Source organism: Leptotrichia sp. oral taxon 417 (genome assembly GCF_013394865.1).
GTDB classification, from domain to species: Bacteria; Fusobacteriota; Fusobacteriia; order Fusobacteriales; family Leptotrichiaceae; genus Leptotrichia; species Leptotrichia wadei_A.
This window is the reverse complement of record NZ_JABXYV010000001.1, coordinates 2196214-2212537: the sequence shown is the minus strand read 5'-3', so window position 1 is coordinate 2212537 and position 16324 is coordinate 2196214. Positions and strand designations below refer to the sequence as shown.

At 30.1% G+C, this 16324-nt stretch carries 18 protein-coding genes; 13 read left to right on the top strand and 5 right to left on the bottom strand.

Translation table 11 applies throughout. The annotated features are described in order from the left end of the window. Both HW276_RS10210 and HW276_RS10205 read left to right on the top strand, forming a co-directional pair. Nucleotides 1–759, top strand: a complete 759-nt coding sequence (locus tag HW276_RS10210) for an ABC transporter ATP-binding protein (RefSeq protein WP_147004337.1) — start codon at nt 1–3, stop codon at nt 757–759. Between the two features lie 54 nt (nt 760–813). Then, entirely contained in the window at nt 814–1521 is a 708-nt protein-coding gene (locus tag HW276_RS10205) for an ABC transporter ATP-binding protein (RefSeq protein ID WP_363316937.1), read from the top strand. A 210-nt stretch (nt 1522–1731) separates the two neighbouring features. Here HW276_RS10205 and HW276_RS10200 read toward each other — a convergent pair whose 3' ends face one another. The 5 genes from HW276_RS10200 to HW276_RS10180 form a co-directional block, all read right to left on the bottom strand. After that, nucleotides 1732–3204 (bottom strand): hypothetical protein, encoded by a 1473-nt coding sequence (locus HW276_RS10200; RefSeq protein WP_178938359.1) that lies wholly within the window; start codon nt 3202–3204, stop codon nt 1732–1734. Nucleotides 3205–3248: 44 nt separating this feature from the next. Further along, nucleotides 3249–4409 (bottom strand): YARHG domain-containing protein, encoded by a 1161-nt coding sequence (locus HW276_RS10195; protein WP_178938358.1) that lies wholly within the window; start codon nt 4407–4409, stop codon nt 3249–3251. Between the two features lie 142 nt (nt 4410–4551). After that, on the bottom strand, nt 4552–5253 hold the full coding sequence (locus HW276_RS10190) for a hypothetical protein (RefSeq protein WP_178938357.1): 702 nt from the start codon (nt 5251–5253) through the stop codon (nt 4552–4554). A 30-nt stretch (nt 5254–5283) separates the two neighbouring features. Then, entirely contained in the window at nt 5284–5868 is a 585-nt protein-coding gene (locus HW276_RS10185; protein ID WP_178938356.1) for a hypothetical protein, read from the bottom strand. Between the two features lie 121 nt (nt 5869–5989). Continuing rightward, nucleotides 5990–6634 carry a hypothetical protein gene (locus tag HW276_RS10180; RefSeq protein ID WP_178938355.1) on the bottom strand — a complete coding sequence of 215 codons (645 nt, stop codon included), beginning with the start codon at nt 6632–6634 and terminating at the stop codon, nt 5990–5992. 221 nt (nt 6635–6855) lie between these two features. Between HW276_RS10180 and HW276_RS10175 the strand changes: the two genes are divergently transcribed. The 11 genes from HW276_RS10175 (at nt 6856) to HW276_RS10125 (ending at nt 16315) form a co-directional block, all read left to right on the top strand. After that, nucleotides 6856–7674 (top strand): Cof-type HAD-IIB family hydrolase, encoded by an 819-nt coding sequence (locus tag HW276_RS10175; RefSeq protein WP_178938354.1) that lies wholly within the window; start codon nt 6856–6858, stop codon nt 7672–7674. Between the two features lie 133 nt (nt 7675–7807). Further along, nucleotides 7808–8632 carry an undecaprenyl-diphosphate phosphatase gene (locus tag HW276_RS10170; RefSeq protein ID WP_178938353.1) on the top strand — a complete coding sequence of 275 codons (825 nt, stop codon included), beginning with the start codon at nt 7808–7810 and terminating at the stop codon, nt 8630–8632. Further along, on the top strand, nt 8633–10171 hold the full coding sequence (locus tag HW276_RS10165) for a coproporphyrinogen III oxidase (protein ID WP_178938352.1): 1539 nt from the start codon (nt 8633–8635) through the stop codon (nt 10169–10171). 150 nt (nt 10172–10321) lie between these two features. Further along, nucleotides 10322–11740 carry an NADP-dependent glyceraldehyde-3-phosphate dehydrogenase gene (locus tag HW276_RS10160; protein ID WP_218975010.1) on the top strand — a complete coding sequence of 473 codons (1419 nt, stop codon included), beginning with the start codon at nt 10322–10324 and terminating at the stop codon, nt 11738–11740. Between the two features lie 93 nt (nt 11741–11833). Beyond that, nucleotides 11834–11992, top strand: a complete 159-nt coding sequence (locus HW276_RS10155) for a hypothetical protein (RefSeq protein ID WP_178938350.1) — start codon at nt 11834–11836, stop codon at nt 11990–11992. A 35-nt stretch (nt 11993–12027) separates the two neighbouring features. Next, nucleotides 12028–12750, top strand: coding sequence for an acid phosphatase AphA (gene aphA / locus HW276_RS10150; RefSeq protein WP_178938349.1), 723 nt, complete (start codon nt 12028–12030; stop codon nt 12748–12750). A 112-nt stretch (nt 12751–12862) separates the two neighbouring features. Next, nucleotides 12863–13648 carry an META domain-containing protein gene (locus HW276_RS10145; protein WP_178938348.1) on the top strand — a complete coding sequence of 262 codons (786 nt, stop codon included), beginning with the start codon at nt 12863–12865 and terminating at the stop codon, nt 13646–13648. A gap of 272 nt (nt 13649–13920) precedes the next feature. Then, nucleotides 13921–14568, top strand: a complete 648-nt coding sequence (locus HW276_RS10140; RefSeq protein WP_178938347.1) for a C40 family peptidase — start codon at nt 13921–13923, stop codon at nt 14566–14568. Between the two features lie 46 nt (nt 14569–14614). Next, nucleotides 14615–14959, top strand: a complete 345-nt coding sequence (locus tag HW276_RS10135) for an MliC family protein (protein WP_178938346.1) — start codon at nt 14615–14617, stop codon at nt 14957–14959. Between the two features lie 326 nt (nt 14960–15285). Continuing rightward, nucleotides 15286–15633 carry a hypothetical protein gene (locus HW276_RS10130; protein ID WP_147004321.1) on the top strand — a complete coding sequence of 116 codons (348 nt, stop codon included), beginning with the start codon at nt 15286–15288 and terminating at the stop codon, nt 15631–15633. 160 nt (nt 15634–15793) lie between these two features. Then, nucleotides 15794–16315: a lysozyme inhibitor LprI family protein gene (locus HW276_RS10125; RefSeq protein WP_178938345.1), complete on the top strand. Its 522-nt coding sequence runs from the start codon at nt 15794–15796 to the stop codon at nt 16313–16315. The last annotated feature ends 9 nt before the right edge of the window (nt 16316–16324 follow it).

The following is a 16324-nucleotide window of genomic DNA, read 5'->3' as shown; positions in this document are numbered from 1 at the left end:
ATGTCATTATTAAAAACGACAGATTTGGGAATATCTTTTGGAGGGCTAAGAGCAGTTGATGATGTAAATGTTGAAATAAAAGAAGGCGAGCTAGTTGGGCTGATTGGACCGAATGGAGCTGGAAAAACAACAATATTTAACTTGCTTACAGGTGTTTATAAACCTACAGACGGGGATATTTCTATAAATCAGATTAGTATAAATAAGAAAACTACTCCACAAATAGTTGCTTTAGGAGTTGCCAGAACATTTCAAAATATTAGGCTGTTTAAGGAACTAAGCGTATTAGACAATGTAAAGCTGGCATTTAACAATAGTATGAATTATAATACTTTTGAAGCGATTTTTAGACTTCCTAGATTTTGGAAGGAAGAAAAGGAAGTGACAGATAAGGCGCTTGATTTGCTGGATATTTTTGACATGGCTGAAATGGCGAATATTACTGCTGGAAACTTGTCTTATGGACAGCAAAGAAAACTGGAAATAGCAAGAGCTTTGGCTACAAATCCTAAATTGCTGCTGCTAGATGAGCCGGCGGCTGGAATGAATCCGAATGAAACGAAGGAATTAATGAATACAATTAGCTTTATAAGAAATAAGTTTAAAATTGCAATTTTGTTAATTGAACATGATATGGATCTGGTAATGGGAATTTGTGAAAGATTATATGTGCTAAACTTTGGAAGAATCATTGCTTCAGGGCTTCCGGATGAAATTCAGAATAATAAGGAAGTTATCACAGCTTATTTAGGAGAATAAAATGAATTTGAGCTGTAAAATTAATAAAATTAGCAAAAAGGAGGAAATGTGAATATTTTAAATGTAAATGACTTAAATGTCTACTATGGCGGAATTCATGCTATAAAAAACATTTCATTTCAAATAAAAAAAGGTGAAATCGTTTCCCTAATTGGTGCAAATGGAGCTGGAAAAACATCCACACTTCACGCTATTTCAGGGCTTGTACCAATAAAATCAGGAGAAATTTCCTTGAGCGGAGAAAATATAACCAATGCTGATGCTTATAAGCTTGTCAGCCGTGGAATGGCACATGTTCCAGAAGGCCGTAGAATCTTTACAGAGCTGACTGTGCTGGAAAACTTGGAAATGGGAGCGTACACAAGAAATGATGTGGATCAGATAAAAAAAGACATGGAACACATGTTCTCGCTATTCCCAAGACTTGCTGAACGTAAAAAGCAGTTGGCAGGAACAATGAGTGGAGGAGAACAGCAAATGCTGGCAATGGCAAGAGCTTTGATGTCAAATCCTTCATTATTATTACTGGATGAGCCGTCAATGGGGCTAGCGCCACTATTAGTGCAGGAAATCTTCAACATCATTGAAAAAATCAACAAGGAGGAAAATGTAACTGTATTGTTGGTAGAACAAAATGCCAATATGGCGCTTTCAATCGCAGATAGAGGATATGTTCTGGAAACTGGGAAAATCATTTTGGAAGGAACAGGGAAGGAACTACTTACAAATCCTGAAATTAAGAAGGCCTATTTGGGAGGATAAAAAAGAATATTTGTTTTTAAGAACTGTCTTGAAAAGTTTACGGGCTTTTTGAGATGGTTTTTATTTTGAAGAATTTTTTTGGAAAGTATGAATTTTGAAAAATAAAAAACTGGGAGAAATCCCAGTTTAACACTATTTCTATTTAAGTAGCGAAATAATTACTAATTTCATTGCAAGGAGTCAAGACTCCTAACAGGATGTTTTTCTGTACTAATTCAATAAAGTATATCCTTGTGAACTCATCGCAGCTTGAACTTCTCCAGCGTTATTATATTTTTCTGAAGAAAAAGAGTTAGATTTTATTTCTTCATAAGAAGTAATATTGTTATTTTTATCTAAAACTATGTTCCCAATTTCAACTGGTTCAAAAGATTCAGTGTTACCAAAAAATCCAGCAAATGTGTTTTGAATGAAATATTTAATTGATAAATTTCCATTTTCATCCTGTTTGTAATAAATTCCTGATAAATTAGGATTATCAGAAGGATTATCATCTTTTTGCAATTCAATTTTTCTCTGTGCAAGTTTTGTAATATAATTTTTCAAATCTTTTACTTGATTAGCATTTTTAGCATATTCAAGAAGTCCATTGACTTTTATTTTAAATTTACTGTTTTGAGGACGAATCTTTAATTTTTTTGCTACATCTTTATTATAAGAAACTTCAACATCAATTGTATCTCCATTTTGTATTCCTTCAGTTTTGGAAAAATTAAATGTAATTCCTCCCTCTTTTGCAAACTCTTCCTCTTTTTTAGGTTTTTCTGTATTGCTATTTGCAGTTTCTAGCGGAAATTCAGGATTTTGATAATTTGTTATTTTCCCGCTTCCAGAAGCTCCATCGATTCTAACTGTATAATATTTATTAAAGTCAAAATTTTGCAAAAATATGAAATTTGCGCAAATGTAGTATAATGCAATAATTCCTATTACAGCAATTCCAATAGTTGTATATTTTTTCTTTTTCTCAGGATCCATTGCATTTATTTTTTCAGCTCCATTATTCCATTCTGATTTTATATCTTCAATTTCTATATTTTTTCCTCTAAAAATAACAAAATAATTTGTTATTACCGAACCTAATGAAGTTATGAAAATCAATGCTAAAGAAAATTTTATTAAACCAAAATTTGGTGCTGAGCCTGTAGCTGCTCCAAACATACCTGATAAAGAAGTTAATGCTTTTATAAGTCCATGCACTGCATACATTTCTAAAAGTCCAAATATTATAAATCCGCCAATAAAATAATAATTTAGATTTTTTAATTTTTCTATTTTATTTTCTTTTTTTGCCTTTAGATAAATCAAAACAGTAGCCACAATTACAGCAATTACTATTAAATTTAAAATCCCTTGCATTGTTTTAGCTGTTGAAAAGAAATCCATCCCTTTTCCCAGTAAATTTGCACCACTACTAAACAAATTATCTAAAGATCCTGAACTAGCTTCTGAAGCAGCTTTTTTTGCATTAAGGTATAAACTTAAACCTTTTATTCCAGTATAAAGAAGTATAACTGAAGCGGCTGCAGTCAGCCAGAATACTATTTTCAAAAAAAGTTTATTATTTTCATTATCTTTTTGTAGAATATTATCTAAGAATCCTGATTGTGAAATATTTCCAGAATTATTATTTGCATTTGAATTTTGATTATTTGTTTTATTTTCTGTATTATTATTATCCATTTTTCCTCCTATTTTTAACATAAACAAAATAATTTTAAAATAAATTATTTTTCATATTTTTGTATTATCTCAACAAATTTTTGTTCTTCTTTGTTTAAAAGGTTATCTGTGTTGTATCTTCCTTGATACCAGCTTTTTTTAGAAAAATAGTTAGCATATTCAAGATTTTTTGTAAATATGTATCCTTTTTTAGCAAATAATGTATTTCTTATGTATCCCAATTTTTGTTTTGAAAAAGTTTTTAAAATATTTTCATTATTTTTATGCATAACTTCATCATAAACTCTGTCCAATGTCGCCAAATCCTCATCCTGACCAGACTGTGCTGGTGGATTGGCTGGATTAGTTGTATTTGCTGAATTTGTTGCATTTGGAGCAGGAGCGGCAGGCTGTCCTGATTGTCCTGGAACTGGAGTTGTAGCAGCAGGAGTGGCACTTTCTCCAGTAGCTGACATTATTCTTCTGAATAAAGTCATTCCATTTTCAAGTACCATATTAATTTCACTTAATTTTCTAACTCCAGACAATATTTCGCTTTTTTGTTTTTTAGAATCAAGTTTATATCGTGTTTCAGAAACTTCTCCAGTTGAGTTGTCAAAGCTATAGTAAATTTTATAAACTCCGCCATTTTCTTCAACTACTCCGCTTACATATTTTTGATAATCTTCTTCTTTTACTTCCAAATCCTTCAAAGTTTTTCCATCTTTTTTAATTTCTCCATCCAAAGTTACAAAATCCATTGAATACGAGTCTTTATCATATTTTGTAGCAACCTTTACAATTTTTCGGTTATCGATAGAAGCAGGATCATCAGAATAATCTACGACAGTTGTTACATTATTTTCAGTTTGAGTAAGCTGCATAAGTTTTCCTTCCTCATAAACTTGCACTTTCTTCGTTCCAGTCAATTTATAATTTATTTCAGTTTCCCCTTGCAATTTTCCATTACTTACAAAGAAATATCCACTTTTTTGTGGAAGATCAAATGTAATTTTTCCTGTAAAAATTGCTCCTTTATAATAGATAAAATTGTTATCAACCCTAAAATCAGTTGAATTTAATGCAACCGTAGCTCCTTGTGGATTTTGCGGCTTTGTATAAGTAGCTGATTGATATTTAGTATCTTTTGCATTATTATCCTTATTTTGGCTTGAACAAGATGCCATAAATGTTAAAATAAGAATTGTGATTGATAATTTTTTCATTATTTTCACTTCCTTTTTTTAATTATGTTTTTGTAAATTATTTTCTTTTAATTTAATAAATATATCTTCTGATTTAAAAAATTTACTATTTAAATATTTCATTTCTCCATATTTTTGGACTACTCACGATTATATTTTATAATCAAAATTTTTTATTTCTATTATCCATTCTTTCTTTAATTTGTTGTGCTTCTGAATCAGAAATAATTCTTTCGCTTTTATTATGAACTCCGTATTGTTGTCTTTTATAAGCGGCCATATCAATATCATCTTGAACTTCTTGAATTCTATTTGATGTCATTCCAGCTACAAAACTTGTGATACCTAGTAATTTAAATAGTACATAAACTGCTACGGCAAATAAAATTAATGGTATAGCAAATAATAATCCAAAAAATGCTAAAATTCCAATTCCAATTAATTTTAAAAGTAAAAGTATGTATTGTTTTGTATCTGTAGCTTCTTCTATTCCTATATTTTTTTCTGAAGTTAAATATCGCTTGTTCAAGATTTTAAAAATAATTGCACTGGCTACTGCATGTAAAGAATATCCGATCATAAAAATTGTCGATTCATTTATATGAGCATAGTTTAAAAAATTTAAAATAAAAAAAATACCTTGTAAAATAAATATTACCAAAATACTTATAATTGTACCTCCAATAAATGCTCCTAACCAGTAAATTACAGCGTATGTAATCCAGACTTTTCCTTTTGTTATCCCTTCGTCAGCTTTTTGTCTTGCCGCTTTAAATATAATAAATATATGCAGCAGTATTGCTGCTAAAAATATAGATTTCATTATTAATGAAGAATCATTAATAACTGCTATAAAATGGCTCATATTTCTTCTTTCCTTTCTTTTTTATTTTTTTTAGTAATTCCATTCATAATCCCCTTGTAAAATATGTGCTACATTTACATTTGGGCCCACTAATGAGACATCAGAATTTTTTAGATTTTCTTTAGAAATAAGTTTTGAAATTTCATTATATGTTTTAACTGTTTCTTGTTCCAATTTATTTGGATCTAAGTTTTCTAATTCTTTTTGCATTTGTGCATATTCATCTATGTGTTTTCTTTGTTCTTCAAATGTTTTATATGTAAGATTAAGTCTGTAAGTTTTTAATATATCCAGTGGATATGTTGCTTTATCAGTTGATACCAAATTTTGTTTTCCTGATGCTCTTCTAGATTCTTCAAAACCTTCAAATTTTTCTTTTACATTTCCCTTATTAATTTCACAACCGATAGTAGCATGTATTTGAAGAAATCTTTCATAATTTTCATCAAAGGAATCAGTATTTCCATAAGGACCACCTGCATGGCTGTAGTATTCTTTTAACATTTCATTTAATCCTTCTGGCGTAAGACACTTTGATTCGTCTACTTTTACTTTTTTTCCGCATGATACAGTAAACATAGCTAAAATGATAAATAAAGTTATAATTTTTTTCATATTTCCTCCATTTTTATAAAATCAATTTTTTTGCTTTTCACATGCAATAATTTTACTCAATTAAGAAAACTGAGATTTCTCCCAGTTTCCATCACTTTAAAATAACAAAAGATTTAAATACCTATTTAATATTAACTTTTTGCCCATTAATAAAAATTTCAGTTCCAGGATTTTGTGAATCGAAATAAGGATATTTAGAATCATAGAAAGGAGATTGAGTTTTAGCAACTTTTCCATTTTTCATAGCTAGTGTTTGTACTGTTAATTGATTATCCCAAATATACATTGCTAAATTATGATCAAAATAAATGTCTCTTTGAATTTCTTGTTCCTTTCCTGATTTATCTCTTTCAAAGCATCCTAAAATATTAGAACCATGAGTCCAATATACTGGAAATTTAACATATCCATAAAAAGTTTCACTTCCAATTTCATATAAGAATCCTCCTGGTTTCATTCTACATTCTACATAATTTACTTTTTCTGATATTCCTTGTAAATCTCTATGAGTGTATATAGAATTTCTTTCTGCACCATATATATCATCTTCATTTTTATAATCATTTTTATCAAAAGGATTTACAATTTTCTTATAATTTCCATCTGTAACAAGATATCCTCTAGTTCCTCCAGTTTTTCCGGAACTATTTGATGAAGATGTCGCATCTGTTCCGATTACAGCGTTCTTTAATTTTTTCCAGAAATCTGCTTTGGCTGGAATTGTGAATGTTAAGCATAGCATTGATACTAAGAATAATTTTTTCATAGCTTTCTCCTTTAATTTTTTAAATTGTTTTGCTTATATTATATATCAGAAGCCTTATTTTTTTTTTTTTTTTTTGCTTAGAAAATAATTTTAAAAATATGGATATTAATAAAGGGTTATTAAGTTGGACTTTTTTCTATATTTCCTGTATAATATTTATGATAAATATGATTTGAAAAAATTAATAAAGTAATTATGAATAAAGAAAGTGGGAGGATTTTATGGATTATAAATTAATTGCAACTGATATGGATGGAACGTTGCTGGATGAAGAACATGGGATAACAAGGGAGAATGTTGAGGCGATTGTGAAAGTTCAAAGGGAAAAGGGTGTTAAATTTGTGCTTGCAAGCGGTAGACCTAGTTATGCGATGCTTGAGTATGCAAAGGAGCTTCAGATGGATGAGTATGAAGGTTACGTGCTGGCATTTAACGGTGGCGAATTAATTGATATGAAGACAAATGAAGTGATTTTTCATGAAGGGCTGGAAAAAAAGGATATTGAAAATGTTTATAAGGTTTCAAAGGAAATAAATGTTCCGATGATTTTGTATGTTGGAGATACGATTTATGGGACAGAGGCAACAGAAGGAGTAATGTACGAAGCGGATCAATGTAAAATGAAATTCCAAAAATTTGATTCGCTTGAAGAATTAGAAAAAAAAGGAATTGATAAAACTACAAAATGCATGATTATTGGAACGCCTGAAGAAGTATTAATAGCCGAAGAGCATATGAATAAAGTTCATGGAAATGACTACTTTATTGCCATTTCAAAGCCAATATTTTTAGAAATTGCCAATAAAAATGTGGATAAAGGGAAGACATTGAAAAAATTGGGAGAAATCGAAAATATAAAGCCTGAGGAAATGATAGCGGTTGGAGATAGTGCAAATGATAAGCCATTATTGAAACTTGTGGGAATGCCTGTGGCTGTGGAAAATGCTATTCCTGAAATTAAAAGTATTTCTAAATTTATTTCAACTTCAAATGTGGAACATGGATTAAAAACAGTAATTGAAAAATTTTTTGAAATATAATACTATTTCCATTAGAATAAGAGATTTGTTATAAATTCTGTTCGCCAAGGAGTCTCAATTCTTGCCAGAAATAGATAAAACTTTTTCAAATTCAAATGGGATTTAGTATAAATAAAGAGGAAAGGAAATTATTATGTTCATAGACATTATTAAAGTATTTATTTTAAGCCTTGTGGAAGGGCTTACAGAGTTTATACCTGTCAGCAGCACAGGACATATGATCATTGTGGATCAATTTTTGCAATTATCGAAAAATGAGGAATTTGCAAATGCGTTTAAGATAATTATACAGCTAGGGGCAATTTTGTCGGTAGTTGTGTATTACTGGAAAAGAATTTTTCCGTTTGCAAAAGGGCTTAGCCAAAGTCAGCGGATGGATATTGTTCAAATGTGGATAAAAATAGTGATTGCAGTGCTTCCAGCAGTTGTTTTAGGACTTTTGTTCGATGATGTTATTGATAAAGTGCTGTTTAATTCAGTAGTTGTGGCAATAACGCTGATTATTTACGGAGTTATACTTATTTGGCTGGAATCTGGCGAAAAAAAGGAAGGTAAAATTACTTCAATTACTCAAATGCCTATAAAAACTGCAATTGGAGTGGGGCTATTTCAATGCCTTGCGATGATTCCAGGTACTTCAAGATCCGCTGCCACTATTATTGGAGGAGTTTTGCTTGGATTAAATAGGATTTTAGCGACAGAATTTTCATTTTTTCTTGCAATTCCGACAATGCTTGGAGCGACACTTTTGAAGCTGGTAAAACTGGGAACAGCATTAAGCGGATATGAATGGTTTTTAATTGCATTAGGTTTTATGCTTTCATTTATATTTGCCTATGCCGTTATTAAAGTCTTTATGAGCTATATTAAAAAGCATGATTTCAAGGTATTTGGATATTATCGGATCATTCTTGGAATAATTGTACTGGCACTTTATTTTGTAGGAGTTATAAAATAGATGATAAGAGCAAATATTGAGATTAATCAGAATAAACTTGAGGAATTTGTGCGTGTACTTCTGCCTGAAAATTATGGTGTTATTTCTGAAAACAGTGAAAATAATGTAGAAATTAATGTAAATTTTGAAAAGGGTAAAAATGTGGAAAACTTTTCAAAAGATTGTGGAAAACTAGAAAATAATGAAAATGAAAATGCTAAATTAATTACTGTAAATACAGCATTGATTGACAAAAATAGTGGCAAAATCTTAAAAAAAGTGACATTTTCACATAAGAAGATAAATGATGAATATTTTGATCAGGCGGAAGTTATGGCAAAGGCCTCATTAATGGAATTATTTGATAAAAAAAATAAATATAAATGGGGAATCTTAATAGGTGTGCGTCCTACAAAGATTATTGGGCGATTTTTAAAAATGGGATTGTCTTATGAAGAAATTGATGAAATATTGGAAAAAATATATTTTGTAAGTGATGAAAAGCGGAAACTTCTGCTAGACATTGTAAAACGTCAAGAACCATATTTAGACAAGGAAACAATAGGAATTTATATCGGTATTGCCTTTTGTCCTACAAAATGTTCATACTGCTCATTTCCAGCCTACCTGCTACGTGGAAAATATGCTGAAAGATATGATGAATATATAGGCTCAATTTATCATGAAATCCGTGAAATTGGGCAATTAACACAGGAACTGGATTTAAAAATTAACACGATTTACATTGGCGGAGGAACGCCTTCGATTTTAACGGCAAAAGAAATTGACAAACTTTTAAAAACAGTAAAGGAAAATTACAATTTGGGTTATTTAAAGGAATTTACATTTGAAGCTGGAAGAATTGATACCTTAGATGAGGAGAAATTGACTATTATTAAAAGTTATGGAGTAAATAAAATCAGCATAAATCCCCAGTCTTTTAATGAAAAGACACTAAAACTCGTAAATCGCTACCATAACAGGGAACAGTTTGACAACGTTTACAAAATTGCTAAAAATCTTGGATTGGAAATAAATATGGATTTGATTTTGGGACTGCCACGTGAAACTACAGAAGATATTCTGTATACGATGGATGAAATTTCAAAGTATGATATGGAAAATCTGACAATTCATAATTTGGCAATAAAAAATGCAAGCCGCCTTAATAAGGAGAATTATGCCCATAAAGATGTGCTGGATTATGGGAAAATTTATGAAAAAATTGGAAATGTTACTAAAAATAAAGGACTTTTTCCATATTATATGTATCGCCAGAAAAACAGCTTTCAATGGGGAGAAAATCTTGGATATTCATTAAATGGATGTGAATCGATTTACAATATTGAAATGATTGAGGAAAATAAGACAATTATTGGAATTGGGGCTGGGGCGATTACGAAACTTATCTGGTTTGATGAAGAGAAAAAGCGGGATAATATAAAAAGGCTTGTAAATCCTAAAGATCCGCTAGTTTGGATAAATGAGCTGCCAGAAAGGCTGGAACGGAAAAAGTCTGAAATTAAAAGAGTGTTTAAAAAAGATTTTTTAGAATTATAACAGTAAACTTATGTTTTTGGAACTGTAAATCAGATGTAATAAGCGGCAAAATATAAAATATATGAAAAAAACTATATTAATTATGTAAAATATATGATAAAATAAAGTGTATAGTAAAATAAAAGATATGTAAAATAAGGAGGTATTTTGATGAATTATCAAAATTTAGTAAATGGAGAGTGGAAAGACTCTAAAAATACAATAACTATTTATTCACCAATAAATGGGGAAGAACTTGGAACAGTTCCAGCTATGTCAAGAGAAGATGTTGATTATGCTATGGAATCTGCCAGAAAGGCTTTGCCTGCTTGGAGAGCATTGTCAGCCGTAGAAAGAGCCGCATATTTGAATAAGGCTGCTGATATTCTTGAAAGAGACAAGGATAAAATTGGGGAAAACTTGGCAAAGGAAGTAGCCAAAGGAATTAAAGCCGCTATTTCAGAAGTTGTGAGAACTGCTGATTTAATTAGATACGCCGCTGAAGAAGGGCTTAGAATTACTGGAGAATTTGTAAATGGTGGTGGATTTGAAGCTGGAAGCAAGAGAAAATATGGAGTTGTAAAAAGAGAGCCAGTTGGAGTTGTACTTGCAATCGCACCTTTTAACTACCCAGTAAATCTGTCAGCATCTAAAATTGCACCGGCTTTAATCGGAGGAAATGTAGTAATTTTCAAACCGCCTACACAAGGATCAATAAGTGGACTGTTATTAACACAAGTATTCGCAGAAGCTGGAATTCCAGCAGGAGTATTTAACTCTGTAACTGGAAAAGGTTCTGAAATCGGAGATTATTTGATTGAACACAAAGAAGTAAACTTTATAAACTTTACAGGAAGTACACCAATTGGGGAAAAAATCGGAAAACTTGCTGGAATGCGTCCAATTATGCTTGAATTAGGTGGAAAAGATGCTGGAATCGTGCTAGAAGATGCTGATTTGGAAAATGCCGCTAAAAATATCGTAGCAGGAGCATTTAGCTATTCTGGACAAAGATGTACTGCCATTAAAAGAGTACTTGTAATGGATTCAGTTGCAGATAAATTAGCAAACTTGATAAAAGAAAAAGTTGAAAAATTAACTGTTGGAGATCCTTTTGACAATGCTGACATTACAACAGTAATTGATACTCCATCAGCAGACTTTATCGAAGGATTAATAAAAGATGCACAAGAAAAAGGTGCAAAAGCATTAACAACAGTAAAAAGAGAAAAAAATCTAATCTGGCCAGTAGTTTTTGACAACGTAACAACTGATATGAGAATCGCCTGGGAAGAACCATTTGGACCAGTATTGCCAATTATCAGAGTAAAATCTGTAGATGAAGCAGTAGAAATTGCAAATAAATCAGAATATGGACTTCAATCAGCAGTATTTACAAAAAATTTCCCATTAGCATTTGAAATTGCTGAAAAATTGGAAGTAGGAACAGTACATATAAATAACAAGACTCAAAGAGGGCCTGACAGCTTCCCATTCTTAGGAATTAAAGGTTCAGGAGCAGGAGTTCAAGGGATAAAATACAGTATAGAAAGCATGACAAGAGTTAAATCTATCGTATTTGATATATAAAATTAAGGGATGTTTTCTTTCGGGAAAGCATCTTTTTTTTACATTTAATTTTTAAAATTTTAAATGAAAATTATTTTAGAGGAGGATTTTCCTATGAAAAAGGTAACAATGCTTCTAACATTAGCTTTAGCAGTACTATCATCTAGTTGCTCTTATTTTAAGATTCCTAAAGGTGATGGAAGAGAAAAAGCGGGAAATTTGTGTACTTATACGACAAAGGGAGAATTTATAGGCTGTGAGCCTATAAGATAGTAAAAAAATTAAAAAAATATATAGGAGGAAATGTTATGAAAAAGGCATTATTATTTTTATTTGCTGCATCTGTAATATTTGCTGCAGGACCAAAAGTTCCTTATACTCACGAAGGATTTTATTCTACAGATAAAGTTCAGAAGGCTGTTCATTTTGTATCTGTTGATGACATTAAGAAAAGTTTAGAAGGGAAAGGGCCTATTAATGTAAGTTTTGATATTGATGATACATTGGTGCATTCAAGCGGTTACTTTAATTACGGGCAATATCATTTCCAAATTTCAGGAGATAAAAGAGGAGCTGCAAGTTATTTGTATAATCAAAAATTTTGGGATTATGTTGCTGAAAACGGAGATGAACACTCAATTCCAAAACAATCTGCAAAAGATTTAATTAAGATGCATTTGGAAAGAGGAGATCACATATTTTTCATTACAGGAAGAACAAAACATTCAAAAGATAAAAACTATACTTCAACAAAATTATCAAAAACATTGCAAAGATACTTTGATTTGCCAGAAGAAGTTTATGTAGAATACACAGCTGATACTCCGACAGGTGGCTACAAATATGATAAATCATATTATATGAAAAAACACAATGTTTCAATTCACTACGGTGACAGCGACGATGATATTTTAGCTGCAAGAGAATTAGGAATTCGTGGAATAAGAGTTCAAAGAGCTTACAATTCTACAAATCCTCAAAAAATGAATGGTGGATACGGAGAAGAAGTTTTAATAAATTCAGCTTGGTAGAGAAAATAAAAAGTAAAGATTTCCGTTTTCTCATTTTTCTTTAACAAATATATGTTATTCTTTAGTTAAGAAGGAAATAAAATTAAGAAAAATTAGGAAAGAGGTATTTAAAATGAAAAAAATGTCTATTTTAATTGGAATTTTTACAGTCTTTTTGTTAAATTGCTTTGTTTTAAGTGCATATTCTAAAAGAAAAAAAATCTATAACTTAAATGAAACTTCGTGGGAATTGGTACAAATTAATCGAAATGGAAAAAATGTTGAAATTCCGAAGGGTGGTAAAGTTACAATTAATTTTTCAGGTGACAAAATTAATGGATTTTCTGGGATAAATAATTATTTTGGAAATTATAAAATTAAAAATAACTCGACTTTATCAGCTGGCGTGGCTACAACTTTGATGGCAGGTCCAGAAGAATTAATGAGCATTGAACAAAATTTCTTTGATATTTTACAATCTTCTCCAAAAATCAGCTATAATGCCAGCACTTTAACTTTGAGCAAGAATAAAAAGGAAATCTGGATTTTTAAAGTCTTGGCATTGAATAAACAGTTGCAAGATACAAGCTGGAAACTTTTGAACATGGATGGAAAAGATGTCAGTAAATTAATTTCAGAAAGCGAAGAGGGCATTACCATTTCATTTAGTGAAAACAGAATAAATGGAAATTCAGGAATAAACAATTATTTTGGAAATTGTGAAATAACTGATAATAATATTAAAATTGGTCCTCTTGGTTCAACAAGAATGGCAGGCCCTGAAAATCTTATGAAAGTTGAAAGGGAATTTTTGGAACTTTTAGGAAATTCTAAAAAAGTTAAATTATCTGATCAAAAAACTTTGATTTTGACAACAGATAAGGGAAAAACTTTGATATTTGAAAAAGTTAATAAATAAAAATTTTGAATTATAGTTAGGCAAATTTATTTAATAAGGGGAGTTTTGACTCCCTTTTTATAGTCTAGTAAGTTAATTAATGTAATTTTTAAATTTATTTAGTGTACTTTTTTTGTAAAAAAATTGAAAAAAGGATATATCTATGATACAATTTTTGTATAGAATATTGAAGAAAAGTTATAAATGTGAGTGCTGGAGTAATTCACTAAAATGATAAAATTAATGTAATAAAAATATTATAAAAACTAATTTTGAAAGGAATAAAAAAATATATGAAAAAAAATAAATTTTTGACTGCGATATGTATGTTATCAACTTTTGTAGGAACAAATCTTCATGCAAAAACATCGAAGGGGAAAAAAACTGTAAAATCTAAAACTTCTCATAAGCCTTTAAACGTAAAAAAAGTTCATAGTAGTGGAAATAGCGGAATTTATGGAGTTTCTGCAAAAAATAAAAGTGATCTTGTTGAGACAAAAATGGCAGAATTAAGACAAAGACATAGAAAGGCGATGACTTCGGGATCAACTCAAGAAAGAAAAAGAGCGGCTGTAGAAAAAAAACTTTTAACTTCCTATAGCAAGTGGCGTGGGACAAGATATGTATTAGGAGGAGATTCTAGAAAGGGTATAGATTGTTCAGCATTGACACGTAGAGTCTATCGTGAAGTTTTCAATAAGGAGCTTCCGAGAGTTTCAACACAGCAAGTAAAGCAAGGGACGAGAGTCTCAGCCAAAAACTTGAGATCGGGAGATATTGTTTTCTTTAAGCCTGGAAATAGAACAAATCATACAGCAGTTTATGTTGGTAATACACTATTTATTAATGCTTCTTCTTCAAAAGGAGTTGTAATGTCATCATTAAAGAGTCCATACTGGAGAAAATATTTCAGATATGGAGTAAGAGTTCATAATGTTTAATGTTTTGAACTTTATTGGAAATAAAAAAGGGAAAGCGGGAATTTTTATGAAAATATCAAAAAAATTAACAATAATGTTATTTGGGATATTATTAATAGGATGTGTTTTAAATGGAGCTGTTAAAAGAAAAAATCCTGTTATAAATGATAAACGCAGGGAACTTGTATTTAAAAAATTTAACTGCAATAAAAAAATATATACTGTAAATTATATTACAGATGAAATAGTTCAACTTTTGGATATGAAAACATATAAAAAATGGCAGCTGGATAGGGTTGTATCTTCAAATGGAGAAAAATATAGCGATGAAAATGTCAAAATTCATATAAAGGGAAATCGTATGATGCTTACACAAAATGGAAGAAATACTTCTTGTCTTTTAGTCAAGTAATGCAGTTTTTTATTCAAAAAATAGCAATAAATCAATTCAGCAGTTTAAATTTATAAATTTAAAATTAATTTTATTATTAACAAGGGGATTCTAATCCCCTTGCCAAAAAATTCAAGACAAATCAATCATTTCAATTTATGTTACTTCAAAAATCAACTAAAATTTAAATAATTAAAAAATGGATAAGCATATTTAAGGCAAGGAATACAAGGATTGATGAATAAATCATAAGAATATGACATTTAAACTAAAATTGTTATAATTGTATTTTTTTTAAAAAATTATATGGTATAATATTAATAAAATAAACAGGGAGGAAGATTTGTATGAAAAAAATGCTATTAATGGCAATACTGCTAATAGGAGCAATAAGTTATGGAGCGGCAGGACTTGATTTAAAATTTAATACAGATGGAAAATTACATGAAGAAAAACTGTTAAATAGAAGCATAGTTTCGGAAGATACAGAGTTAGAAATAAGAAAAACAGGAAATGGAGAGTATGAAATCGTACGTTCTTCTGAGGAGCCTGACAGTGAAGCATCTGTTGAAAAAGCAACAGTGAAAAAAAATTCTATTTGTGATGAAACTATCTGCATTGGATATGATGTGGAATTGAAAAAGGCAGTATTCATAGATCCTGAAGATATGAGAGTTATTTATCCTGAATGGTAAAATTCGTGCATTTAACAAGAAGAGAGAAATAGGCAAAAAAAGAACAAAAAATAATTGTATAGCAATAGATGTTGTTGTTTGTGACTCTCATTTTTCTTTAATAAATTTACGATATAATAATTAATGAAAAATTGAATAATAAAAAAATGGAGAAAAACTTATGAAAAAACTATTTTTTACATTAACAGTACTATTAATGGGAGTTGTCGCATGTTCAAAATCTGGAAAAGATGAAAAAAAGGAAACGAAAGAAACGGAAATAAAGCAAGAAGTTAATAAAACAACGGCAGTTTCTTCAAGCAGCATAAAATCAGAAAGCAGTTATGAAACTCAAATATTGGAAAGAATGGAAGCAGTAAAAAAGGAAATTCAGCCAGCTTTGGATTCTGGAGTGACAGCAGACATGAATAATGCAATTCAAAAATTAGGAGATTCATGGGAAGCAGAAATGAAAAAGGTTTATGAATTGTTATTATCAAAATTATCAGAAAATGAAAAGGCAAAATTGCAAAAAGAGCAGGAAGAATGGATAAAAAAAGTTAAGGAAGATGTTGAAAAAAGCACTGAAGAGTCAGAAGGTGGAACAATATCAGGAACTCTAGGAGGAAATGCCTGGGCAAGTGGAATAGAGAAAAGAACTTTAGAATTGGCAAAAAGATATGATTTATTAAATAATAAATAATATTTACAG

Bases quoted from the DNA above. Each gene is read 5' to 3' on its own strand.
- HW276_RS10210 (WP_147004337.1), top strand. From the start codon at position 1: ATGTCATTATTAAAAACGACAGATTTGGGAATATCTTTTGGAGGGCTA.
- HW276_RS10200 (WP_178938359.1), bottom strand. From the start codon at position 3,204: ATGGATAATAATAATACAGAAAATAAAACAAATAATCAAAATTCAAAT.
- HW276_RS10135 (WP_178938346.1), top strand. From the start codon at position 14,615: ATGAAAATATCAAAAAAATTAACAATAATGTTATTTGGGATATTATTA.
- HW276_RS10125 (WP_178938345.1), top strand. From the start codon at position 15,794: ATGAAAAAACTATTTTTTACATTAACAGTACTATTAATGGGAGTTGTC.
- HW276_RS10130 (WP_147004321.1), top strand. From the start codon at position 15,286: ATGAAAAAAATGCTATTAATGGCAATACTGCTAATAGGAGCAATAAGT.
- HW276_RS10180 (WP_178938355.1), bottom strand. From the start codon at position 6,634: ATGAAAAAATTATTCTTAGTATCAATGCTATGCTTAACATTCACAATT.
- HW276_RS10155 (WP_178938350.1), top strand. From the start codon at position 11,834: ATGAAAAAGGTAACAATGCTTCTAACATTAGCTTTAGCAGTACTATCA.
- HW276_RS10145 (WP_178938348.1), top strand. From the start codon at position 12,863: ATGAAAAAAATGTCTATTTTAATTGGAATTTTTACAGTCTTTTTGTTA.
- HW276_RS10165 (WP_178938352.1), top strand. From the start codon at position 8,633: ATGATAAGAGCAAATATTGAGATTAATCAGAATAAACTTGAGGAATTT.
- HW276_RS10140 (WP_178938347.1), top strand. From the start codon at position 13,921: ATGAAAAAAAATAAATTTTTGACTGCGATATGTATGTTATCAACTTTT.
- HW276_RS10170 (WP_178938353.1), top strand. From the start codon at position 7,808: ATGTTCATAGACATTATTAAAGTATTTATTTTAAGCCTTGTGGAAGGG.
- HW276_RS10175 (WP_178938354.1), top strand. From the start codon at position 6,856: ATGGATTATAAATTAATTGCAACTGATATGGATGGAACGTTGCTGGAT.
- HW276_RS10195 (WP_178938358.1), bottom strand. From the start codon at position 4,409: ATGAAAAAATTATCAATCACAATTCTTATTTTAACATTTATGGCATCT.
- HW276_RS10160 (WP_218975010.1), top strand. From the start codon at position 10,322: ATGAATTATCAAAATTTAGTAAATGGAGAGTGGAAAGACTCTAAAAAT.
- HW276_RS10185 (WP_178938356.1), bottom strand. From the start codon at position 5,868: ATGAAAAAAATTATAACTTTATTTATCATTTTAGCTATGTTTACTGTA.
- aphA (WP_178938349.1), top strand. From the start codon at position 12,028: ATGAAAAAGGCATTATTATTTTTATTTGCTGCATCTGTAATATTTGCT.
- HW276_RS10190 (WP_178938357.1), bottom strand. From the start codon at position 5,253: ATGAGCCATTTTATAGCAGTTATTAATGATTCTTCATTAATAATGAAA.